Below are 21,819 nucleotides of genomic sequence, written 5' to 3' on the forward strand. Positions count from 1 at the left end.
TCTCTCCCCGGCCCTAGACCGAAAGCTTCTTGACCTTGAAGGTCTTGATCCAGGCCACCGTCAGCCAGCGCGTCACGACAAAGGCCGTGAACACGGATGTGACGATACCGATGCCGAGCGTCGCCGCGAAACCCTTCACCGGCCCGGACCCGAGCAGGTAGAGGATCGTGGCCGCGATCAGCGTGGTGATGTTGGCGTCGAGAATGGTCGACAGCGCGCGTTCATAGCCCGCCTGCACGGCGGTCATCAGACTGCGGCCGGATTGCTGCTCCTCGCGTATCCGTTCGAACACCAGCACGTTGGCGTCCACCGCCATACCGATGGTGAGGATGATGCCCGCGATGCCCGGCAGGGTCAGCGTGGCGCCGAGGCCCGAGAGACCGCCGAAGATCAGCACGACGTTCGCCGCCAGCGACAGCACGGCGAAGATGCCGAGCAGGTTGTAGGCGACGATCATGAACCCGGCGACGAGCAGGATGCCGATGACGGACGCCTGGATACCGGCATTGATCGAGTCGCGGCCCAGCGTGGCGCTGACCGTGCGCTGGTCGAGGAATTGCAGCTTCGCCGGCATCTCGCCCGCCGAAATGATCGCGGCGAGGTCCTGCGCTTCTTCCATCGTGAAGTCGCCGGTGATGCGCACGTTGCCGCCGGCAATCGGTTCGTTGATGTTCGGCGCCGACATCACGTTGTCGTCGAGCACGATGGCAAACCGCTTGTTGGTGTTGGCGCGCGTCGTCTCGAAGAACTTGCGCGCGCCGTTGGAGTTGAGGCGGAAGTTGATCTGCGGTCGGTTGGCTTCGTCATTGCCCTGGCTGGCATTGGCGATGTCGGAGCCGACGATTTCCGGGATCGAGCGGACGAGCAACTCGCCGACACCCGGACCCGACAGCAGCCGGTAGCCCGGTTTGACCACGCCGGCCTGCGCCGCCGCAATCGAGGACGGGCTGTCATCGACGATGTTGAACGTCATCCGGCCATCGCGGCTGAGCAGCGATTTCAGGCGTTCCGGATCCGGCTCGCCCGGCGCTTCCAGCACGAGACGGCTGTTACCCGACGGGGTGATCGATATTTCGGCGACGCCGTCCGGGTCGATGCGGCGGCGCACGATGGTCTCGGTCTTCGAGAGCGCGTCGGCCATCATCAGGTTCTCGGAATTCTCCGGCACCGTGATCTGGATACTGTCGGGGCCCGAACGGGCGACTTCAAACGTCTTGCCGCCCGCAAGGCCGCCTTCGAGCGGACCGTTGACGCGGTTGATGCGCGCGATCGCGTTTTCGACCGGGAAATTACCGGCCGCATCGGGTCGCGTCAGCTTGATCGTCATCGAGCGGCCGTTCACCTCGGCAAGGTGCGCCACCGGCAGCTCCGTGTCGGTGCGGGCAAGCGCGCTGCGCACATCGCGCGCAAACACTTCAAGCCGCCCGCCGATCACGTCTTCCGGCCGGATCTCCATTTCGAGGTACACCCCGCCGCGCAGGTCGAGGCCGAGATTGACGCCCTTCTTCGGCAGGAAATCCGGCGCGCCCGACATGTTGACCACGTTGGGCAGGGCCATCAGCACACCCCACAAGAGGGTCACCAAAATCAGCGCGACTTTCCAGGGCGGAAACTGAAGCATGGAATTTTCCTTGGAGACCGGCGGGCCGTATCCTGAAACCTAGTCGTTGGCGGGAACCGGCTCGGCCTTGTTGCGCACCTCGATCACCATCGCCTTGATGATGCGCACGCGCACGTTTTCCGCGAGGTCCACCGACAGCTCGGTATCGTTGACCTTGTTGACCTTGCCGATCAGTCCGCCGGAGGTGACGATCGTGTCGCCGCGCTTGATGGCATTGACCATTTCAGTGTGTTTCTTGGCGCGCTGCTGCTGCGGGCGGATCAGCAGGAAATAGAAAATCAGGATCAGCGGCAGGAAGAACAGGAGCTGCGTCATCAGGTTCGGGCCGGCCGGCGCGGCGGCAGCCTGGGCCAGTGCGGGCGCCGCGAGCAGCACGGGCACGAGACCCGCCATCACCAGTTTGTCCCGCATGCCCATTTCTCCTCGAATCCTGCAAATCGCGTAATGCTGCCAGCCGTATATAGGGGGGCCAAGGCCTTGGCAAACACCCCCTGCAGGCATCAGAGCACCTCCGCGCGCCCCTCGATGAGGGCCGGAACCTGTTGGAAAAACGGGGTTCGCAGCGTCTCGCCCGAAGGGGCGAGCGACAGGATCGCGCGGACATTTCCCTGCACCAGCGCCGCGGCGAGCCGGCCGCCCCAGACCAGCTGGTCGAGCAGCATTTCCGGCACTTCCGGCACGCTGCACGCGAGCACGATCCGGTCGAACGGCCCGGCCTCCGGCCAGCCGGCCTGGCCATCGCCCTGTTTCAGCGTCACATTGCCGATGCCGAGCCGTTCCAGGCGGGCGCGGCCTTCTTCCACGAGCCGTGAAAAGCGGTCGATGGCGTAGACCTGAGCCGACAGGCTGGCGGCCAGCGCGGCCATGTACCCGGACCCGAACCCGACCAGCAGCACCTTGGCCGACCGGTCATCCGGCAGGACGAGCGCTTGAAGCAGGTGTCCCGTGGCTGCGGGTCGCAGGATCACCTGCCCGCACGGGATCGGCAGGAAGGCATCCTCGAAGGCCAGCGGCGCAAGGCCGGCGTCGTCCACGAAGGCGGCCCGGTCGAGCGTTTCCATCGCCGTCAGGACGCGCGCGTCGGTCACGCCTTCCTGCCTCAGGTGCAGCAGCAGGCGCGCAGCGCGGAAAGGATCGGCGATCAGGTCGGCCATGACGTGCGGAGCGTTCGCAGGAACGCCTCGTGCGTCAAGTCCACATGCAGCGGCGAAACCGAAACATAGCCGTCATAGATGGCGCGCAGGTCGGTTCCCTCTTCCGGGCGCGACAGCTTTCCCCGGTAGCCGATCCAGTAATAGTCGTTGCCGCGCAGGTCTTCGCGCCGGTCGGTATGGATGATCGTCTCGTCGCGGAATCCCTGACGGGTGACCTGGATGCCGCGCACGTCTTCCGGTTCCACGTCCGGGAAGTTGACGTTCATCACCACGTCCGCCGGCCATTTCATGTCCAGCAACGGGCGCAGCGTTTTCGCGCCCCACGCCTTGGCGGTCTCCCACGGCAGCGACCCCCGGTCGCGGAAGTTCTGCGCCTGGCTCAGCGCGATGGAGGGAATGCCCATCTGCATGCCGAACATGGCCGCCGCGACCGTGCCGGAAAAGCTCGTGTCCTCGGCAATGTTCTGACCGCGGTTGACGCCCGACAGCACGAGGTCTGGCGCGTCCGGCATCAGGTCCTTGGTGGCCAGCAGCACAGCGTCCGACGGCGTGCCCGCAATCGCCCAAGCTTTGGCACCGACCTTCCGTACACGCACAGGCTGGGTCAGCGAAATCGCCCGCCCCTTGCCGGACTGCTCCTCCTCCGGCGCGGCAATCCAGATGTCATCCGACAACTGCCGCGCAATCTCCTCCAGCACCGAGAGCCCGGGCGCATTGATGCCATCATCATTGGTGAGGAGGATTTTCATGACATTCCGACTTTCGGCAGAGCCGTTCTCCTCCCCCGCTTGCGGGGGAGGTGGCCCGAAGGGTCGGAGGGGGAAAACGCTTCGATCATTTTGCTCGCTTCAGGTTTTGCAGTTCATCCAGCAAGAGGCTCAAGACCCCATCAAGTGATTCATAGATATCCGTATTCAGAACCCGCACCACCCGCCATCCCTGTGCTTCAAGGAATCGTGTCCGGCGCACATCGTGGACGATCTCATGGTCTTCCGCATGGGTTGCACCATCAACTTCCACGATCAGCTTCAACCCCACGCAGGCAAAATCCGCGATAAAAGGTCCGACTGGAACCTGACGCCGGAACTTGAAGCCGTCCAACTGTTCGCGGCGCACGTGCTGCCAGAGAATGATTTCCGACTTCGGCATCGCCTTGCGAAGCGAACGCGCACGCTTCAGCGTTTTCTTCTCGTTGTCCCGCAAGCCCCCCTCCGTCAGTCCGCTGCGCGGCCTGCCACCTCCCCCGCTTCGCAGGGGAGGATAACGGCTTCGCCGGATGCAGCGCAATCCTCCCCCGCTTGGGGGGGGCCCGAAAGGGCCGTAGGGAGATCTATCTTATGACTTCGAGACCGCCCATATACGGCACCAGCGCCTTCGGCACGGTGATCGAGCCATCCGCGGTCTGATAATTCTCCAGCACCGCCACCAGCGTGCGGCCGACGGCGAGGCCGGAGCCGTTCAGTGTGTGCACGAACTCGGTCTTCGCTTTCGGCTCGGGCCGGAAGCGCGCGTCCATGCGGCGGGCCTGGAAGTCGCCGCAATACGAGCAGGATGAGATTTCGCGGTAGGTGTTCTGCGAGGGCAGCCAGACTTCGAGGTCATACGTCTTGCGCGCCCCTGCCCCCATGTCGCCGGTGCAGAGCAGCATACGGCGGAACGGAAGCTCGAGCCGCTTCAGCACTTCCTCGGCGCAGGCGGTCATGCGCTCGAGTTCCGCAAGGCCTTCGGTCTCGCCCGCAACGATGGAGACAAGCTCGACCTTGTAGAACTGGTGCTGCCGGATCATGCCCTTCGTATCGCGACCGGCGCTCCCCGCTTCCGACCGGAAGCACGGCGTGTGCGCGGTGAACCGCAGCGGCAATTGAGCCGCCTCGAGGATCTGTTCACGGACGAGATTGGTGAGGGGGACTTCGGAGGTGGGGATGAGGTAGTGATCTTCGCCCGCCTTGAAGAGGTCTTCCGCGAACTTGGGCAGCTGCCCCGTCCCGACCAGTGCTTGGTCTCGAACCAGCAGCGGCACGCTCGTCTCTTGATACCCATGTTCCGTGGTCTGAATATCCAGCATGAAGTTCGCGAGCGCGCGTTCCATGCGCGCCAGCTGGCCGCGCAGCGCAACGAAGCGCGCGCCGCTCATCCGGGCGGCGGCTTCGAAATCCATTTGCGAGAAGCCGGCGGGCGTCTTCAGCGCTTCGCCAAGGTCGGCATGGTCTTTCGGATTGTTGATCCGCTTCGGCTCGCCCCATTTCGACTTCTCGACGTTGCCATGCTCGTCACTGCCTTCCGGCACTTCGTCCAGCGGCAGGTTGGGCAAGGACATCAGGATGTCGTCGAGCGCCTTGCGGGCCTTGTCTTCTTCTTCGCCCGCCGCTTCGATGGCCGTCTTCGCCTCGGCCACCAGCGCCATCAGGCGCGCCGCTTCGGCCTCGTCCTTCTTCGCCTTGGCCTGGCCGATCAGCTTCGAATGGTCGTTGCGCGCCTTCTCGGCATCCTGCTTGGCAGTCGTCGCCGCACGCCATGCCTTGTCGAGTTCGAGCACTCGCGAGACGGTTTCATCGCCAAGGCCGGGCTTGCGCCGGTTCCAGGCCTTGATGAAGGCGTCGGGCGTTTCGCGGATCGCGCGGATATCGAACATGGGCAGGCTGGTCCTGATGCGGATTTCGGTTCGGCACAGGCTCTAATCCGCGCCGCCCCCTCCTGTCCACACTCAGGCCGGTGAGGACAGGCCCGCTGGCAGGGGTTCGTCCTCGTCGGCCTCGGCCCGGGGCGGTCGCATGTCGACCGGCGTGGTCTCGCTGCGCACGACGCGCGGCGTGCCCGCTGGCTCGCGGTAGATCACCTCGACGCGGCCCTTGCCAAGCGTGTTGACCTGGATTGCCGGGTTCAGCTGCTCGAGCCGGCGCATCATGGTGGCGAAGTTCTTGAAGCCGAACCAGGGGCGAACGCCCGCCTCGTAGGTCGGCGTGAATTCCGGCAGCACCGTGAGGGCGCGCACGATCTTGGTTTTCGACAGCACCTGGTCAGGCATCCGCTCGCCGAGCGCGCGCACGATATCGGCTGCCCGGTGCAGTTCGGTTGAAGCGCCGCCCTGCCCGCCCTCGCTGGACGACAGCGCCGCTCGCACGCGGCCCAAGAGCGGTGACTGGCGCTCGCGCTGCAGGGTCAGCGGCGCAACTTCCGGCGCCGGCGAGCGCAGCTGGTACCATTTGCGCGGCGTGCGCTGATACTGGAAGGCGGCCTTCATCGCAGCAACGTGGATCACCGCATCGGCGTGCTGGCTGTAGAGTTCGTAAGTCGGGTCAGTTTCCTTGCCGGCTGTGACGACGCGCAGGCCGGGGTTCTGGACGCGGTTGACCACGGGCACGAAGTCCGAATCGGTGGTCAGGACGATCATCTCGTCGAGGTTTTTCGTCTGCAGGGCGAGTTCGATCGCGTCCATCGTGATGACGATGTCGGCAGAGCTTTTGCCCGCGCTGATCTTGCGCTTGGCGAGCGCGCGGCAGTTGAAGGCCTCGAACCCGGCCGCTTCGAATTCGGCCCGGTAGCGGTCGAACTGCAGGTTCCAGTAGACGCGCTTGTGCAGGAACGTGCGGCGCTTGCCGCCTGGCGACAGTGCGCCATCTTCCAGCCACAACACCCAGTTAGAAAGGCTGTTCACCACGTCGTCGCTGGTCGCGCCGAAGATGTTGTCGAAATCGACCAGCAATACGCTTCTGACGCGCGCCACTCGGGAGGCTCCTCGCTTCTCGGGAGTCGGTTGATTGCCCAGACCCTACCTTCGACAACCTGCAAGAATAATGCAACCGGGGTCAGCAGGAAGCCGAGCCCTCAAGGCGCCGGGGACGGGGCGGATTGTTCGGCCGTTGCGCGCTTTTCGATGAGTTTCACGCAGAAGATCGAGATTTCGTAGAGAAGGTAGACCGGGCCGGCCAGCAGGATCTGGGACATCGGGTCCGGCGGGGTGAACACGGCGGCGAAGGCGAGGATGGCGACGATGGCGTACTTTCGCCCGCTGGCCAGCATGCTGGACGAGACGACGCCGATCCGGGCCAGCAGGGTCAGCACCAAGGGCAGTTGGAACGACAGGCCGAAGGCCAGCATCAGCGCCATGACGAGCGAGAGATAGTCGCCGACGCGGGGCATCATGCGGATGGTCGTGCCGGCGGCTTCGATGTGTTCCATCGAGACGGTAAAACGCGCCAGCATCGGCAACATCATGAAGTAAACGAAGGTGGCTCCCAGCGCGAACAGGATCGGCGCGAGCACGAGATAGGGCCAGAAGGCGCCCCGCTCGGACTTGTAGAGGCCCGGCGCCACGAATGCGTAGACCTGCCAGGCGATGACCGGAAATGCCAGGAACAGGCCGGCAAACACGGCGAGTTTCAGCTGCGCGAAGAAGTATTCCATCGGCGCGGTGAAGATGAATTCGAGCTGCGAGCCCCGGATCTCCTCGGCCACCTGGGCGAAGGGACGCACCAGGAGATCGTAGATGTCCTCGGCGAAGAAGAAGCTGGCGATGGTGGCGACCGTCAGGGCGAGCAGGCTCTTGATCAGGCGCGCGCGCAGTTCGTTGAGATGATCCAGCAAAGGGGCGCGGCTGGTTTCCACCTCGTCGGTGAGATCGGGCTGCTCGTCTTTCGGAGGGGTAAAGGTCACGGCTTACCCTCCCCCGTTTCGGCATCTGCGGGCGGCGTGAGCGGTGGCGTCTCGGGCTCGGGCGACTGGCGCATGACGGCGGAGTTGATGTCCGCCTCCACGGCTGCGAGGTCTTCGGCCGCCTTGGTCATGGCGTTCGAGCGTTTCAGCGCCTCGATTTCCTGCTTCAGCTCGTCGAGCTCGCTCTGGCGGGCGATGTCGTCGAAGGCGGCCTGGAATTCGGCAGCCATGCGCCGGCCCTTGCCGACCATCTGGCCGAGGCGGCGCATCAGCATGGGCAGGTCCTTCGGGCCGATGAAAATCAGCGCCGCAAGGCCTAGCACGAGGATTTCGGAAAACCCGATACCGGGCAGCATGGCGATGCGCCCTCCGGGTCAGCGAACTACGAAGAGGACTTCGATTCGTCCTTCTTCGGGGTGATGTTGACGAGTTCGTCCTTCTCGTTGCGTTCCTCGTCCTTGAGGCCCTTGCGGAAGGCGCCGATCCCCTTGGCCATGTCGCCCATGATCGAGGAAATGCGCCCGCGGCCCCCGAAAAGGAGGATGGCCACGACTGCGACCAACAAAATCTGCATCCAACCGGGCGCCATGCGCAAACTCCTGATGATTTCGCGAAGTATAGGGCCCCGCCCCCGCTGGAACAATGGGGCGAAGCTGTTATGCAGGGCCGATGCGGATTGCGACCTGGAATGTCAACTCGATCAAGGCCCGGCTGCCGACCGTGCTGGACGTGCTGGACGGCATCGCGGCGGATGTCGTGTGCCTGCAGGAGTTGAAGTGTGAAACCGGCGCCTTTCCCTACCTGGAACTGGAGGAGCGAGGCTGGAACTGTGCCGTTCATGGACAAAAGACCTATAACGGCGTCGCCCTCCTCTCGAAGCTGCCTCTCGAGGATGTGACCAAGGGCATGCCCACGATCGCCGACGATGCGGCGCGCTACATTGCCGCGACAGTACTCGGCGAGCGGCCGGTTCGCGTGGTGGGCATCTATGTGCCGAACGGGAATCCCGCGCCGGGCGAAAAGTACGACTACAAGATGGAATGGTCCGAAGCGCTGGAACTCCATGCGGCTGATCTGCTGCGCGCGGAACAGCCCTTCGTGATCTGCGGGGACTATAATGCGATCCCGGCGCCGGAAGACTGCTGGGACGATACGGTATGGAATACCGACGCGCTTGGCCTGCCTGAAACGCGCGCGCACTTCCGGCGGCTGAAATTTCTCGGCCTTACGGATGCCTTCTCGGCCTGCGACGGGCGCGCCCACCAATACACGTTCTGGGACTACCAGGCGGGGGCATTCCAGAAGGATCACGGCATCCGCATCGACCATGTGCTGGCCTGCCCCCGCATGACGGACCGGCTGCAATCCGCCGAAATCTACAAGAAGGCGCGCGGGCTGGAGAAACCGTCAGACCACGTGCCGGTGATTGCGACGTTTGCAGATTAGGCGCGTTGCCGCCCTGCTCAGTCGTCGCGCTTCACGCGGGCCTTGCCGCGGCCGAGGGTGAGCGCCTTGATGGCGCCCCGGAAGGTGCGCACCTCCTGCTCCGTCCACTGAGCACGGACGAGCGCGTTGCGCAGGTTGTTGATCATCACCGGCGTCTTTTCCGGCGGATAGAAATAGCCTGCGCGCTCGAGCTCGGCCTCGAAGTGTTCGAACATGCCGATCAGGTCTTCACGCGAGGCGGCGTCGCCAACGCCTTCGTTCTTGCCTTCGAAACGCCCACCGAAGCCGGCGCGGGCGCCCCATTGGTGGCAGAAGACACCGACAGCCTGCGCGAGATTGAGCGAGGCGAAGGCAGGGTTGACCGGATAGGTGAGGATGGCGTCGCAGAGGGCGACGGCTTCGTTGGGCAGGCCGGACTTCTCGCCGCCGAAGAGGATGCCCACCTGCCCCGGCCGGGCGAGGGTCGCATCAACGGCGCCGGACGCATCGACGACCGGCTTTTCGATACCGCGCGGGCGCGCCGTGGTGGCGAAGGCATAGGTGAGCCCGGACATCGCGGCTTCCAGCGTGTCGAAGACCTGCACCGTGACGCCCTGCTCGAACGCGCCTGCGGACATGGCGTTGGCGCTGCTGCTGGGCCAGCCATCGCGGGGCGTGACGAGGCGCAGGTCGGTGAGGCCGAAGTTCAGCATGACGCGGGCAGCGGCGCCGATGTTCTCGCCAAGCTGGGCTGTGTGGAGGAGGATGGTGGGCTTGATCATGGCGTGGACGCAGCGCCCCGGTGCGCTTCCCAGAGGTCGCCGGCAAGGCCCGCGAGCGCATTGAAATTGACGCCGCTGAGGCCGGTCGTGAGGGCATAGGGCGGCATGTTGAACCGGCGGTTCAGGGCGGAGACCTTGCCGGGCGGGTCCGGCACATGCGGGAAGGTTTCGAACATCAGCCAGCGGTTTGCGCCGACCGAGCCGAGGCCGATGTCCGAGATGTCGCGCCAGGCGAGGCGCCATCTGAGGCCGGCGCAGGATTCGATGCCGTCTGCGTCAAGGATATAGAGCGGGCCGGCGGTGAACATCTGCCGGCCGGCGAAGACCAGCACGGCAAGGCCGAACGGGACGCCGAGCGCACCGATGAGCGCCTTGGCGGAGACGCCGCCCGTGGACATCATATGGAGCGGCATGACGATGCCCGCAACGAGGAAAGCAAGGCCGCCAAAAGCGAAGACGCCGGCGCGCAGGCGCGAGGTGTTGACGATGAAGCGGCCATCCGGCTGGGCCTTGGGGAGGCTGGCCGGCAAAAGGCCGATCAGGCCGACAAGGCCGACCGCGCCGAAGAAGAGGATGACCGCTCCGGCGAGCAGCGTGTCTTCACCCGTCTGGTCCTTCAGCAGGATGAAGCCGCCCATGACGACAAAGCCGAAGCCGATGAGCGTGACGGCGAGGTCTTTGAGGAAATTCATTTCAAAGTCTACTCGGTGCGAGGATTGGTACGTCCACGCGGGCTGCGTACTGCATCGACCAGCGGGAACAAGGTTTCATTGCTGACAACAGATTCCCATCGGCCATGGACCTTGCCATCCGTGGCGATCAGCATGACGCTACGCACAGCGCCGTCGCACCCTGCCGCCTGCTCAAGCTTTGCATCACCGTCATGCCAGATGTGCAGCTTCACTTCACCAGCAGCTACTGAGGCCGTGTCAAAAACCAGTTCTATGCCCGCTGAAAGACCGATCAGGCTGATACCGCGCCCGGCATAACCCGGCCAGTCGGCTTCCCTGAACTGTTCATCGAGGATGCCCTCCCCGAGCGCGGCTTCGCTTGAGCCGCAGACGACGAGAAGATGTCGTGCACCGAAAGCCTCATCCAGCACACTTCCGCTATTGCCCAGTATCTGTGCCTGAGCGCCGGAGCAGAGGGAGGCCACTACAGCCACCAGAGCAGACAAAAATCGGATCACCTGAGATTGAACCTGTCAGTTTGCGGGGATCGGGGCCGACTTGTGAACGTCGCCGCCCGGAGTAGTCAAGCCGGGTGGGCCGGATGCGCCGGTTTGCCCGTTTTGACGCCTGCCCGGCGTCTGCTATAGGCCGGGCCAAACCGTTACAGCGCAAGGATTCCCCGAAATGTCGAAGATCAAGGTCAAAAACCCGGTTGTGGAGATGGACGGGGACGAAATGACCCGGATCATCTGGCAGGTCATCAAGGACAAGCTGATCCACCCCTACCTCGACATCGACCTGAAATATTACGATCTCTCGATCCAGAACCGCGACGCCACCGACGACCAGGTGACCATCGACTCGGCCGAGGCGACGAAGAAATACGGCGTCGCCGTGAAGTGCGCGACGATCACGCCGGATGAGGCGCGCGTCGAGGAATTCGGCCTGAAGAAGATGTGGAAGTCGCCCAACGGCACGATCCGCAACATCCTGGGCGGCGTGGTGTTCCGTGAGCCGATCGTGATCTCCAACATCCCGCGCCTGGTGCCGGGCTGGACGAAGCCGGTCGTAATCGGCCGTCATGCGTTCGGCGACCAGTACAAGGCGACGGATTTCGTGGTGCCGGGCGCCGGCAAGCTGACGATGAAATTCGAAGGCAAGGACGGCAAGGTGATCGAGAAGGAAGTGTTCGACTTCCCGTCGGCCGGCATCGCGATGGGCATGTACAACATGGATGAGTCGATCCGCGACTTCGCCCGCGCAAGCTTCAACTACGGCCTGCAGCGCAAATGGCCGGTCTACCTGTCGACCAAGAACACGATCCTGAAAGCCTATGACGGCCGCTTCAAGGACATCTTCCAGGAAGTCTTCGACACCGAGTTCAAGGACAAGTTTGCCGAGTTCAAAGGCACCTACGAACACCGTCTGATCGACGACATGGTGGCCGCATGCATGAAATGGTCTGGCGGCTATATCTGGGCGTGCAAGAACTATGACGGCGACGTGCAATCCGACACCGTGGCGCAGGGCTATGGCTCGCTGGGCCTGATGACCTCGGTGCTGCTGTCGCCGGATGGCAAGACGGTGGAAGCCGAAGCCGCGCACGGCACCGTGACGCGTCACTACCGCAACTGGCAGAAGGGCGAGGCAACCTCGACCAACTCCATCGCCTCGATCTATGCCTGGACGCAAGGCCTCGACCACCGCGGCCGGATGGATGGCACGCCGGAAGTGCGCAAGTTTGCCCAGACGCTGGAAGACACGATCGTGAAGACGGTCGAGGCCGGCTTCATGACCAAGGACCTCGCGCTGCTGGTCGGGCCGGACCAGGGTTATCTGACCACGGAAGGCTTCATCGAGAAGGTGGCGCAGCGCTTCGAAGAGGCAATGGGCAAGAACTAAGCCCCTCCCGATTGCATCCGCTCTCCCCGGCGAAAGCCGGGGTCCAGCTTTCCGATTGGCTGAACTAGACAGGACTGGATCCCGGCCTGCGCCGGGATGAGCGCTGGGGAGGATGGCGCTGGATACTGAGACACACCGTCCGGCTGCACGCACGTGGAGCGATCTGGCCCTGCCCGCCGCGCTCGTGCTGGCGACGGCCGTCATCGGCTATGCAGCCTGGGCCACCGGCAATGCCAGCATACTGGAAGCGGCCGCCTTTGTTTCCGGCGCCATCTGCGTCTGGCTGGTGGTCCGCCAGAACATCTGGAACTTTCCGCTCGGCCTGATCAATGTCGCGATCTCTGGCTATATCTTCTACGAATACCGTCTGTATGCGGATTCCGGTCTGCAGGTCGTTTACTTCGCGCTGAACCTGATCGGCTGGTATCTCTGGCTGTATGGCGGTGAGCAGCGCACGGCGCTGAATGTGGCGCGCACCTCGCGGCGGGAACTTCTGCTGACAGGGGCGTTCATCGCCGGCTCGACGGCGTTCCTATACTGGCTGCTGCACAAGGCCGGAGGCGCGGTAAAGTTCTGGGACGCGCTGACGACTTCGATCAGCCTGGCGGCCCAATGGTTGCAAAGCCGCAAGAAGCTCGAATGCTGGCACCTCTGGATCCTTGCTGACGTGCTCTATGTGCCGCTCTACATCACCCGGGAGCTTTACCTGATCGCCCTGCTTTACGCCGTCTTTCTCGCGCTGGCCGTGATGGGCCTCACCTCCTGGCGCAAGGCGGTGGCGGCATGAGCACGCGGGCGCTGAGGGTCGTGCTTATCGGCGCGGAATCGACCGGCAAGACGACGCTGTGCGAGCAGCTGGCGGCCTATTACGAGACCGAATGGGTCGGCGAATACGGCCGCGAGCACTGGGAACGCAAGATCGCGGCGATGAACGCGCCCGGCGAGATTCCGGCGTGGACGGATGATGAGTTCATCCATATCGCCGAAGTTCAGCAAGCGCGTGAGAACGAGGCGGCGACGCGGGCCAACCGGGTGCTGATCTGCGACACCAACGCCTTCGCTACGGCGACCTGGTTCGAGCGGTACGCCAACACCCGCCACCCTGCCGTCGATGCCATCGGTGCACGCGACATTGTGGACCTCTACCTTGTTCCGGCCCCGGACATTCCCTTCGTGCAGGACGGCGTGCGCGACGGCGAGAAGATCCGCGACTGGATGCATGCGCGGTTTGTGGAGCTGATCAAGGCGAATGGCACGCCCTATGTGCTGATCACCGGACCTTACGAGGCGCGCCTGCCGAAGGCGATTGCCGCGATCGACACGCTGCTGGCGCTGAAACGGCCGCCGGTGGCCGCGCCGCGTATCCGCGTGCGGCGGGCGGTTGCGGGCGATGCCGAGCGGCTGGCGCATATCGGCACGGCGACGTTCGTCGAGACCTATAGCGAGATCATCGACGGCGCAAACATGGCGGCGCATTGCACGGCGCAGCATTCAAAGGCTGTGTATGAAGCCTACCTCGCCCATCCGGGCTGCGCGGTATGGCTGGCCGAGTACGAGGAGACGGGCGCGCCTGTCGGCTATGCCGTGAACTGCCCGCCGGACCTGCCGATTGCACTGCAACCGGGCGACGTCGAACTGAAGCGCATCTACGCGCTGTCGCGTTTCCATGGCTCAGACGCTGGCCGGATGCTGATGGATGCCGCGATTGAGCAGGCCCGCGCGTGCGGAGCGCTGCGCCTGCTGCTGGGCACGTACGAAGAAAACCGCCGGGCAATCGCTTTCTACCGCAAGCACGGGTTTGAGATGGCCGGCACGCGCCAGTTCCGCGTTGGCGAACGGCTCTATGACGACGTGGTGCTCGCAAAGCCGCTCTGACGGACCTGCGGTGAATACCTATCGGGCCCGCGTGAGCTGCAGAATAGCTTGTGCGAACGAGACGCAATACGAGACGGCTAGAATGACAGACTTCAGGGTGCGCAGCGCAGATGAGCGGCGCGAGGACATTCGCCGGCACGCGGCAGCGCTTGGGATTGACGAGGCGTATATCTCGCGGCTGGTCGACACCTTCTACACCCGCGTTCGGGCGCATCCCCTGCTGGGGCCGGTGTTTGAAAGCGCGATCACCGACTGGACGCCTCACCTGGCGACGATGAAGGATTTCTGGACCTCGGTCGCGCTGAATGCCGGGCGTTATTCCGGCAAGCCGGTACCCGCTCATGCCCGGCACAAGCATATACAGGAATGGCACTTCAACCTGTGGCTCGCGCTGTTCCGCCAAACGCTGGCCGACACCGCGCCGACCTCGGGCGCTGCAGATTACTTCATGGAGCGCGCCGAACGCATCGCCCAGAGCCTGCGGCTGGCGATGTTCGGGTATCCGGGGATACCGAAGGCGGATCGCCCCGGTTGACCCCTTTCCCGCCGGCTAGACCTTGCGGGCCGAACGCACGTAGCGGACCATTCCGTCCGTGGACGTCATGACCAGCGTATGCGTGTGGACGCGGCCATCCCGGTGCAGCACGCCGTTCAGCATGGTGCCGTTGGTGACGCCGGTTGCGCAGAACACGGTGTCGCCCGAGGCGAGTTCGTTCAGCGAATAGGTCTTGCCGAAATCGGTGATGCCGGTCTTGGCGGCGCGCTTCTTCTCGTCGTCGTTGCGGAAAACGAGACGGCCGAACATCTGCCCGCCCACGCATTTCAGGGCAGCCGCGGCGAGCACGCCTTCAGGGGCGCCGCCGGAGCCGACATACATGTCGATGCCGGTGAGCGCGTTGGTGGTGGCGATGACGCCGGCGACGTCGCCGTCAGTGATCAGCGCGATGCGGGCGCCGGCCGAGCGGAGCGACTCAATGATGTCTTCATGGCGCGGACGATCCAGCACGCAGACGGTCATGTCCTCGACCTTGCGCTTGGCGGCCTTGGCGAGCGCCTTGATGTTATCCGCGGGTTTTTCGTCCAGGCTGATGATGCCGTCGGCATAGCCCGGGCCGATGGCGATCTTGTCCATGTAGGTGTCGGGCGCATACAGCAGGCCGCCGCGCGGCGCGATGGCGAGCACCGCGAGCGCGTTGGCCATCGCCTTGGCGGTCAGCGTGGTGCCTTCCAGCGGGTCAAGCGCGATGTCGATTTCCGGGCCATTGCCGGTGCCGACTTCCTCGCCAATGTAGAGCATCGGGGCTTCGTCGCGCTCGCCTTCGCCGATGACCACTCGGCCCTTGAAATCCACCTCGTTGAAGGCCGAACGCATCGCGTCTACCGCGGCGGCATCGGCTTTCTTCTCGTCGCCCCGGCCGGCCAGTTTGGCGGCTGCGATGGCGGCAAGCTCGGTCACGCGCACCATGGAGTCAGCAAGACCGGGCGTCAAAACCTTGTTTTTCATCTATATTTCTCCAGGGGCGGAAATTCGGGACAGTTAACGTCTGAGAGAAGCAATTAGCTTGCCGCTTCAATGCGGATGAGGCGGGGATCTTCGACCGAAACGGAGAGTTTCGCGATCCGGTTAACAGCGGCCTGCATTTGGGCGCGGGCGCAGCGATGGGTGACCACGGCGACGGGGCTGGCACCGCTCTCGTCGGCGGAATCCTGCAGCAGCTTGTCGACCGAGACGCCTTCCTCGGCCAGCGCTTCGGTGAGCGCGGCGAGCGTGCCCGGCTTGTCGGCGAGGCGGACGCGCAGGAAGAAGGGCGCGACTTCGGTATTGTCGCCCTTGATGAAGGGCTGGGCGACGTGATGCTCGGCGCGGCCGAAAGCGTTGCGGATGGCGGGGCGGAAAAGCTTCGCGACATCGCCCATGACGGCGCTGGCGGTGGGGCCGGAGCCTGCGCCGGGGCCGGACAGCACGACGGCGCCAAGCGGGTCGGCTTCGATGCGCACGGAGTTCAGCGAGCCATCGATGCGGGCAAGCGCGTGGGCAACCGGCAGGGCCATCGGCTCGACGCGGCAGACGACGCCGTCTTTCTTCAGCACGCCCTCTGCGATGAGCTTGATGCGGAAACCGAGCCGGTCTGCGAGGCGCAGGTCCATCAGGCCGATTTCCTCGATGCCGCGCACTTCAACCTTCGAAAAATCGAGATCGGCGGAGAAGGCGATGGCGGAGAGGATGGCGGCCTTGTGGGCGGCGTCCATGCCAGACACGTCGAGCGTGGGGTCAGCTTCGGCATAGCCGCGCTTTTGCGCTTCGGCGAGCACGTCCTCATAGGAGCGGCCCGTTTCCAGCATGGTGCTGGTGATGAAATTGCAGGTGCCGTTGAGGATGCCGGAGACGCGCTTGACCTCGGTGCCGGCAAGGCTGTCACGCAGCACACGGACGACCGGGATGCCGCCGGCGACGGCGGCTTCGAAAAGGAGGTCGACGTGCTGCTCGGCCGCAAGAGCGGCAAGCGCGGTGCCGTGCTTGGCGATCAGGGCCTTGTTGGCGGTGACGACGTGCTTGCCGGCCTTGAGGGCGGATTCGACGGCGAACTTGGCGGGGCCGTCCGAGCCGCCGATCAGCTCGACGAAGACGTCGACATTCGGGTCGACGGCGAGCGTGGCGGCGTCGTCGAACCAGGGATAGGCGTCGGTGTTGACGGGGCGGTTGCGGCTCTGCGAGCGGGCACTGACGCCGGCGATCTCGACCTTGCCGGGCAGCCGGAGGCGGTCCTGGCGCTGCACCAGCTCGATCAGCCCGGCGCCCACATGGCCAAGGCCGGCGATTCCAATCCTTAACGGGCCCATCGGGCGCCCCTTGTACGCTGTTCAATGCTCCGGCGGGTGCCTAGCGGTTTTGGGGCGCGGGGGGAAGGCCCGGGATAGCCTGAAACGGCTCAACCTGAGCGCAAACGAGCGCACAGATGGTTCCAAAGCATGCGGCCGGCCAAACCCACCGTTCCACCGATCAGAGAAAAGATCATGTAGCTCATCGGTCGGACCAGAAAGCCGACGGTATATTGATGGCTTGCCCAAGCAACAAACGCGCCCAGACCCGCGAGCGCAAGCAAACTGCCTGCCAACATCCACCGGACGTTGCTGACCCAAGGACGTATCGGACGGAACAACCGGGTGCCCACGCCCCCTACTCCGCCGCGACCGGCTTGATTTCCTTGACGCCGTGCGTGGCGAGGAATTTGCGGATGTTGCGGCCCGCTTGCCGGATGCGCTGCTCATTTTCCACGAGTGCAATGCGGACATAATCGTCGCCATGCTCGCCGAAGCCGGCGCCAGGGGCGACGGCGACGTGGGCCTCGTTGATCATCTGCAGGCTGAATTCAAGGCTGCCCATATGGCGCAGCTTTTCCGGGATCTGCGCCCAGGCGAACATTGACGCCTTGGGGCTCGGGATCGGCCAGCCTGCGCGGGTGAAACTGTCGACGAGGACGTCGCGGCGCGCGCGGTAAATGCGGCGCACATCGTCCACGCAGTCCTGCGGGCCGTCGAGCGCGGCTGCAGCGGCGACCTGAATCGGCGTGTAGGCGCCATAGTCGAGATAGGACTTCACGCGGGCAAGCGCGGCGACAAGCTTGTCGTTGCCGGCAACGAAGCCGATGCGCCAGCCGGCCATCGAATAGGTCTTCGACATCGTGGTGAACTCCACCGCGATATCCTTCGCGCCGTCGACTTGCAGGATCGAGGGCGTCGGCTCCTCGAAATAGATTTCGTTATAGGCGAGGTCCGACAGGATCCAGAGATCGTGCTTCTTCGCGAACTTTACCGCTTCCTTGTAGAAGTCGAGATCGCACACAGCAGCGGTCGGGTTCGACGGGAAGCAGAGCACCATCGCGGTCGGTGGTGGCACGGAGTATTTCACCGCGCGACCGAGGTTCGACAGGTATTGCTCCGGCGTATGCGCCGGCACGCCGCGGATCGAGGCGCCGGCAATGATGAAGCCGAAATGGTGCAGCGGATAGGACGGGTCCGGCGCGAGGATGACATCGCCCGGCGCGCTGATCGCCTGGGCGAGGTTGGCAAAACCTTCCTTCGAGCCGAGCGTGACGATGACTTCGCGGTCCTTGTCGAGGCTCACGCCGAAGCGGCGCTTGTAATAATCCGTCAGTGCACGGCGCAGTCCGGGAATGCCGCGCGAGGCGGAATAGCCGTTGACGTCCGGCTTGCGGGCGGTCTCGACGAGCTTGTCGACGATATGCTTGGGCGTCGGCAGGTCCGGATTGCCCATGCCGAGATCGATGATGTCGGCGCCTTTGGCGCGGAGGGCGGCTTTCGTGCGGTTGACCTGTTCGAACACATAGGGCGGCAGCCGCCGGATCTTGTGAAAGTCTGTATTGATCATCTGGAGATCACGCCTTCGGTCACACGCGGCACGTTGAAGCTTTCCCGGATCGCCGCAATCTCGGTTTCTGTGAAGAATTCGCCTTCCGGCAGGCCGGGCTCGAACTCGGCCCGGATTTCCGCCGCGATATTGGCGATGCGCGCGGCGCCTTCGGGGGCGACCTGGGCGCGCTCTTGGGTGTCGAACTGTTGTTGGAGCGCACGCATCTCGTCGCCGGACACGGCGAGACCATCTGCGGGCTTCCAATTTGCGTCAATCGTGGGAATATCAGCGATCTTCGGATAGCCCTCGCCCCGGATCTCGGTGCGCCGGGCGCCGTACCATTCCGGCGCATCGTTAATGGCGCCGCGCACCTTCGAAAACGAAGATGTACACGCAGTTGCCAGCAACAGTGGCACGCCACACAGGAGAATCGCCGTGTTTTTCATGGTTAATCTCATTAAATCACAAACATTGTGATGGATAGATGAGCGCGAAAAACGGGGCAAAACTAGGACCAATGAGCAGCGCTACTCCCCCAGCCACCGGAAACGAGCCGCTGGCCGCCCTGATGGCGGCGCAGGACCCCATGCGCTGGCAAGTGTTAATGACCACGCTGGCGCTGGCGAATACCGAGTCGCAGGCGCTGATGACCGAGGTCATGACCGGTTCGGGCCCGCTCGCCACGATGACGCAAGGCGACCCGATGGGCGCTGCCGACGCCTTCCGCGAGGTCGGCATGAGCCTGGCCACCAACCCGCAGGCGCTGATGCAGGCGAATTTCGACCTGATGCAGGGCTGGATGAAGCTGTGGCAGGAAATGGCCACCGAAGCACTGGCCCCGGAAACGCCGAAAGAAAAGGACAAGCGCTTCGCCGACCCGGAATGGCAGGTGAACCCGGCCTTCAAGTTCATCCGCAAGGCGTATGATCTCAATTCGCGCTGGATGAACTCGCTGGCCGACCGCGCAACAAACATGGATCCCGCCGTGCAGCTGCGCGCGCGGTTCTTTATGCAGCTGCTGACTGAGAGCCTGTCGCCCACCAACTTCCTCGGCACCAACCCACAGGCGCTGCGCACCTTCATCGAAAGCGGCGGCGAGAGCGTGCTGGCCGGCCTGCGTCTGGCGCGCGAGGACGTGCGCAAGGGGAATGGCAAGCTCTACATCTCGCAGACCGACGAGACCCCGTTTGAAGTCGGCGTGAACATCGCGACGGCGCCCGGCGAAGTCGTGTTCCGCAACGACCTGATCGAGCTGATCCAATACAAGCCGACGCAGGAGATGGTGTATTCGAAGCCGCTGCTGATCTTCCCGCCCTGGATCAACAAGTTCTACATTCTCGACCTGCGCGAAGAAAATTCGATGATCCGGTGGCTCGTCGACCAGGGCCTGACGGTGTTCGTCGTCTCCTGGCGCTCGGCTGACAAGGTGACGAAGGATTACGACTGGGACGACTACGTCAAGAAAGGCATCTACGCCGCCGTGGAGGCTGCGCTGCAGGCCTCCGGCGCGAAGAACCTGAATGCGGTCGGCTATTGTATCGGCGGCACGTTGCTCACCTCTGCGCTCGCCCACATGGCGGCCACGGGATATGACAAGATTTCGGCCGCGACCTTCTTCGCCTCGCAATCCGACTTCGAACTCGCGGGTGATCTGAAGGTGTTCACCGATGGTCCGGGCCGGGATTATGTCTACGGCATCATCGACGACCACGGCGGCATCATGCCGGGCAAGGAGATGTACGAGACCTTCAACTGGCTGCGCCCGATCGACCTTGTGTGGCGCTACGTCGTCGACATGTACATGCTGGGCAAACCACCGCGCCCATTCGACCTGCTCTACTGGAACGCCGACCAGACCAACATTCCGGGGCCGGTGCATCGCCGCTACCTGAAGGAATGCTACGCCGAGAACCAGCTGGCCGAAGGCAACTATTCCGTGCTCGGACAGAAGGTCGACATGGGCAACATCAAGATCCCGGTGCTGCTGCAGGCCTCGAAGGACGACCACATCGTGCCCTACGAGAGTGTGTTCCGCACGGCCAAACGCTATGGCGGCGACACGACGTTCGTCCTCTCCGGCTCCGGCCACATTGCCGGCGTGGTGAACCACCCGAACGCGAAGAAATACCAGCACTGGGTCAATCCCGGCGAACTCGGCACTTCGGCGAATGAGTGGCTGAAGGGCTCGACCGAGATCGGCGGCAGCTGGTGGCCCACCTGGTGGGACTGGCTGAAGCCGAAATCGGGCCGAAAGGTGAAGGCGGTCGAGCCCAAGGATATGGGCCTTGGCGCGGCGCCCGGCACCTACGCCAAGGTGCGGATGGCGGACATCAAGCTTCCGCCGGAATGATCAGGCCGTAAGGCCTGCCGCTTCGTCGAGCCCCAGCGCGATGTTGAGGTTCTGCACCGCCGCGCCGGACGCGCCCTTCCCCAGATTGTCCAGCCGCGCGACGAGGCGGGCCTGGTCGTCGCTGCCGAACACGTAGAGCTCGAGCCGGTTGGTGTCGTTGCAGCCTTCTGCGCCGAGCGTCTTGATGGCGTCGGCCTCGGCGAGAGTCGCGACCTTGATGAAGGCTTCGCCGGCATAGGCGGACGCGAGCACTTTCTGCAGCTCGGCGCGTTTCGGCTTCTTCGGCAGCGCCCAGACCGGCAGCGGCACTTCGATGATCATGCCCTGCGCGAAGCGGCCGACAGCCGGCATGAACATCGGCGTGTGCGACAGGCCGGCGTGTTTCTTCATCTCGGGCGGGTGCTTGTGCGTCTGGCCGAGCGCGTAGATGCGGTAATTGTCTTCAGTCTGACGGTCCTCGAAATCAGCGATCATCGACTTTCCGCCGCCGGAATATCCGGACACGGCATTCACGGTGACGGGCCAGTCATGCGGCAGGAGGCCGGCGACGACCAGCGGGCGAACCAGCGCGATGAAGCCGGTGGGATAGCAGCCCGGGTTGGAGATGCGGCTTGAGGCCTTGATGGTGGCGCGCTGGCCCTTGTCCATTTCCGGAAAGCCATAGGCCCAGCCCGGCGAGACGCGGTGCGCGGTGGACGCGTCGATGATCACCGTGTTGGGGTTTTCCACGAGACTGACAGCGAGGCGCGCCGCGTCGTCCGGCAGGCAGAGGATGACCGCGTCGGCGCGTTTCATGATGGCGGCGCGCGCGTTGGCATCCTTGCGCTTCGCGTCGTCGATCGAGATCACCTCGAGATCGCTGCGCCCGGCAAGCCGGCCGGCGATCTGCAGGCCGGTTGTGCCCGCCTCGCCATCGATGAACACCTTCGGTTTCATGGGCCGGTTCCTTCCCGGTCAGACAGCAAAACAAAACGGGCGCCTCGTTTCCGAAGCGCCCGCCAGAAGAGTGGATAA

24 protein-coding genes are annotated in these 21,819 nt (G+C 64.1%); 6 read left to right on the top strand and 18 right to left on the bottom strand.

All coding sequences use genetic code 11. From position 1 onward, the window contains the following. Positions 1 to 13: 13 nt before the first annotated feature. The 10 genes from secD to tatA form a co-directional block, all read right to left on the bottom strand. Positions 14 to 1,621: a protein translocase subunit SecD gene (gene secD, locus IPK75_15815; protein MBK8199817.1), complete on the bottom strand. Its 1,608-nt coding sequence runs from the start codon at positions 1,619 to 1,621 to the stop codon at positions 14 to 16. Between the two features lie 39 nt (positions 1,622 to 1,660). Further along, positions 1,661 to 2,032, bottom strand: a complete 372-nt coding sequence (yajC, locus tag IPK75_15820; protein MBK8199818.1) for a preprotein translocase subunit YajC — start codon at positions 2,030 to 2,032, stop codon at positions 1,661 to 1,663. A gap of 89 nt (positions 2,033 to 2,121) precedes the next feature. Beyond that, positions 2,122 to 2,775, bottom strand: a complete 654-nt coding sequence (locus tag IPK75_15825) for a methyltransferase domain-containing protein (GenBank protein MBK8199819.1) — start codon at positions 2,773 to 2,775, stop codon at positions 2,122 to 2,124. After that, complete coding sequence (gene surE, locus IPK75_15830) at positions 2,763 to 3,524, bottom strand: 5'/3'-nucleotidase SurE (protein ID MBK8199820.1); 762 nt, start codon at positions 3,522 to 3,524, stop codon at positions 2,763 to 2,765. Before surE ends, IPK75_15825 begins: the two co-directional genes overlap by 13 nt. Positions 3,525 to 3,609: 85 nt before the next feature. Then, positions 3,610 to 3,924: a DUF559 domain-containing protein gene (locus IPK75_15835; protein ID MBK8199821.1), complete on the bottom strand. Its 315-nt coding sequence runs from the start codon at positions 3,922 to 3,924 to the stop codon at positions 3,610 to 3,612. Positions 3,925 to 4,105: 181 nt separating this feature from the next. Further along, positions 4,106 to 5,407: a serine--tRNA ligase gene (serS, locus tag IPK75_15840; protein MBK8199822.1), complete on the bottom strand. Its 1,302-nt coding sequence runs from the start codon at positions 5,405 to 5,407 to the stop codon at positions 4,106 to 4,108. A 72-nt stretch (positions 5,408 to 5,479) separates the two neighbouring features. Beyond that, positions 5,480 to 6,499 carry an NYN domain-containing protein gene (locus IPK75_15845; GenBank protein MBK8199823.1) on the bottom strand — a complete coding sequence of 340 codons (1,020 nt, stop codon included), beginning with the start codon at positions 6,497 to 6,499 and terminating at the stop codon, positions 5,480 to 5,482. A 101-nt stretch (positions 6,500 to 6,600) separates the two neighbouring features. Then, positions 6,601 to 7,428 (bottom strand): twin-arginine translocase subunit TatC, encoded by an 828-nt coding sequence (tatC, locus tag IPK75_15850; protein ID MBK8199824.1) that lies wholly within the window; start codon positions 7,426 to 7,428, stop codon positions 6,601 to 6,603. Next, positions 7,425 to 7,784 carry a twin-arginine translocase subunit TatB gene (gene tatB / locus IPK75_15855; protein MBK8199825.1) on the bottom strand — a complete coding sequence of 120 codons (360 nt, stop codon included), beginning with the start codon at positions 7,782 to 7,784 and terminating at the stop codon, positions 7,425 to 7,427. Before tatB ends, tatC begins: the two co-directional genes overlap by 4 nt. 26 nt (positions 7,785 to 7,810) lie before the next feature. Next, positions 7,811 to 8,017 (bottom strand): twin-arginine translocase TatA/TatE family subunit, encoded by a 207-nt coding sequence (tatA, locus tag IPK75_15860; protein ID MBK8199826.1) that lies wholly within the window; start codon positions 8,015 to 8,017, stop codon positions 7,811 to 7,813. Positions 8,018 to 8,097: 80 nt separating this feature from the next. Here tatA and xth point away from each other — a divergent pair, with 80 nt between their 5' ends. Then, positions 8,098 to 8,874, top strand: coding sequence for an exodeoxyribonuclease III (gene xth / locus IPK75_15865; GenBank protein ID MBK8199827.1), 777 nt, complete (start codon positions 8,098 to 8,100; stop codon positions 8,872 to 8,874). Positions 8,875 to 8,891: 17 nt separating this feature from the next. Here xth and IPK75_15870 read toward each other — a convergent pair whose 3' ends face one another. The 3 genes from IPK75_15870 to IPK75_15880 are packed head-to-tail and all read right to left on the bottom strand — an operon-like array spanning position 8,892 to position 10,824. Then, positions 8,892 to 9,635, bottom strand: a complete 744-nt coding sequence (locus tag IPK75_15870) for an RNA methyltransferase (protein ID MBK8199828.1) — start codon at positions 9,633 to 9,635, stop codon at positions 8,892 to 8,894. After that, a complete protein-coding gene (locus tag IPK75_15875) occupies positions 9,632 to 10,327 on the bottom strand; it encodes a hypothetical protein (GenBank protein MBK8199829.1) in 696 nt (231 codons plus the stop codon). The genes IPK75_15870 and IPK75_15875 overlap by 4 nt, the downstream gene beginning before the upstream one ends. Positions 10,328 to 10,335: 8 nt before the next feature. Beyond that, positions 10,336 to 10,824 carry a hypothetical protein gene (locus IPK75_15880; protein MBK8199830.1) on the bottom strand — a complete coding sequence of 163 codons (489 nt, stop codon included), beginning with the start codon at positions 10,822 to 10,824 and terminating at the stop codon, positions 10,336 to 10,338. 166 nt (positions 10,825 to 10,990) lie between these two features. Here IPK75_15880 and IPK75_15885 point away from each other — a divergent pair, with 166 nt between their 5' ends. The 4 genes from IPK75_15885 to IPK75_15900 all read left to right on the top strand — a co-directional run bounded on the left by IPK75_15885 (position 10,991) and on the right by IPK75_15900 (position 14,618). Further along, positions 10,991 to 12,208 carry an NADP-dependent isocitrate dehydrogenase gene (locus IPK75_15885; protein ID MBK8199831.1) on the top strand — a complete coding sequence of 406 codons (1,218 nt, stop codon included), beginning with the start codon at positions 10,991 to 10,993 and terminating at the stop codon, positions 12,206 to 12,208. Positions 12,209 to 12,320: 112 nt separating this feature from the next. Further along, the gene (locus IPK75_15890) at positions 12,321 to 12,995 is read left to right on the top strand and encodes a nicotinamide mononucleotide transporter (GenBank protein MBK8199832.1); all 675 of its coding nucleotides are present in this window, start codon (positions 12,321 to 12,323) and stop codon (positions 12,993 to 12,995) included. 428 nt (positions 12,996 to 13,423) lie between these two features. After that, positions 13,424 to 14,083 (top strand): GNAT family N-acetyltransferase, encoded by a 660-nt coding sequence (locus tag IPK75_15895; GenBank protein ID MBK8199833.1) that lies wholly within the window; start codon positions 13,424 to 13,426, stop codon positions 14,081 to 14,083. Between the two features lie 82 nt (positions 14,084 to 14,165). Then, positions 14,166 to 14,618, top strand: coding sequence for a group III truncated hemoglobin (locus IPK75_15900; GenBank protein MBK8199834.1), 453 nt, complete (start codon positions 14,166 to 14,168; stop codon positions 14,616 to 14,618). Positions 14,619 to 14,633: 15 nt separating this feature from the next. Here the strand turns inward: IPK75_15900 and glpX are convergent, their stop codons facing one another. The 4 genes from glpX to IPK75_15920 form a co-directional block, all read right to left on the bottom strand. Further along, positions 14,634 to 15,587, bottom strand: a complete 954-nt coding sequence (glpX, locus tag IPK75_15905; protein ID MBK8199835.1) for a class II fructose-bisphosphatase — start codon at positions 15,585 to 15,587, stop codon at positions 14,634 to 14,636. Positions 15,588 to 15,640: 53 nt separating this feature from the next. Then, positions 15,641 to 16,924, bottom strand: a complete 1,284-nt coding sequence (locus IPK75_15910) for a homoserine dehydrogenase (protein ID MBK8199836.1) — start codon at positions 16,922 to 16,924, stop codon at positions 15,641 to 15,643. Between the two features lie 337 nt (positions 16,925 to 17,261). Then, positions 17,262 to 18,470 (bottom strand): LL-diaminopimelate aminotransferase, encoded by a 1,209-nt coding sequence (locus tag IPK75_15915; GenBank protein MBK8199837.1) that lies wholly within the window; start codon positions 18,468 to 18,470, stop codon positions 17,262 to 17,264. Further along, positions 18,470 to 18,901, bottom strand: coding sequence for a hypothetical protein (locus tag IPK75_15920; protein ID MBK8199838.1), 432 nt, complete (start codon positions 18,899 to 18,901; stop codon positions 18,470 to 18,472). The genes IPK75_15915 and IPK75_15920 overlap by 1 nt, the downstream gene beginning before the upstream one ends. Positions 18,902 to 18,972: 71 nt before the next feature. On the opposite strand from IPK75_15920, the gene phaC reads away from it, so the two are divergent. After that, positions 18,973 to 20,805: a class I poly(R)-hydroxyalkanoic acid synthase gene (gene phaC, locus IPK75_15925; GenBank protein ID MBK8199839.1), complete on the top strand. Its 1,833-nt coding sequence runs from the start codon at positions 18,973 to 18,975 to the stop codon at positions 20,803 to 20,805. Here phaC and argC read toward each other — a convergent pair whose 3' ends face one another. Then, positions 20,806 to 21,741 carry an N-acetyl-gamma-glutamyl-phosphate reductase gene (gene argC / locus IPK75_15930; GenBank protein ID MBK8199840.1) on the bottom strand — a complete coding sequence of 312 codons (936 nt, stop codon included), beginning with the start codon at positions 21,739 to 21,741 and terminating at the stop codon, positions 20,806 to 20,808. Positions 21,742 to 21,819: the final 78 nt, after the last annotated feature.

The sequence above is a fragment of the Acidobacteriota bacterium genome (assembly GCA_016712445.1).
In the GTDB taxonomy this organism is placed as follows: domain Bacteria; phylum Pseudomonadota; class Alphaproteobacteria; order Caulobacterales; family Hyphomonadaceae; genus Hyphomonas.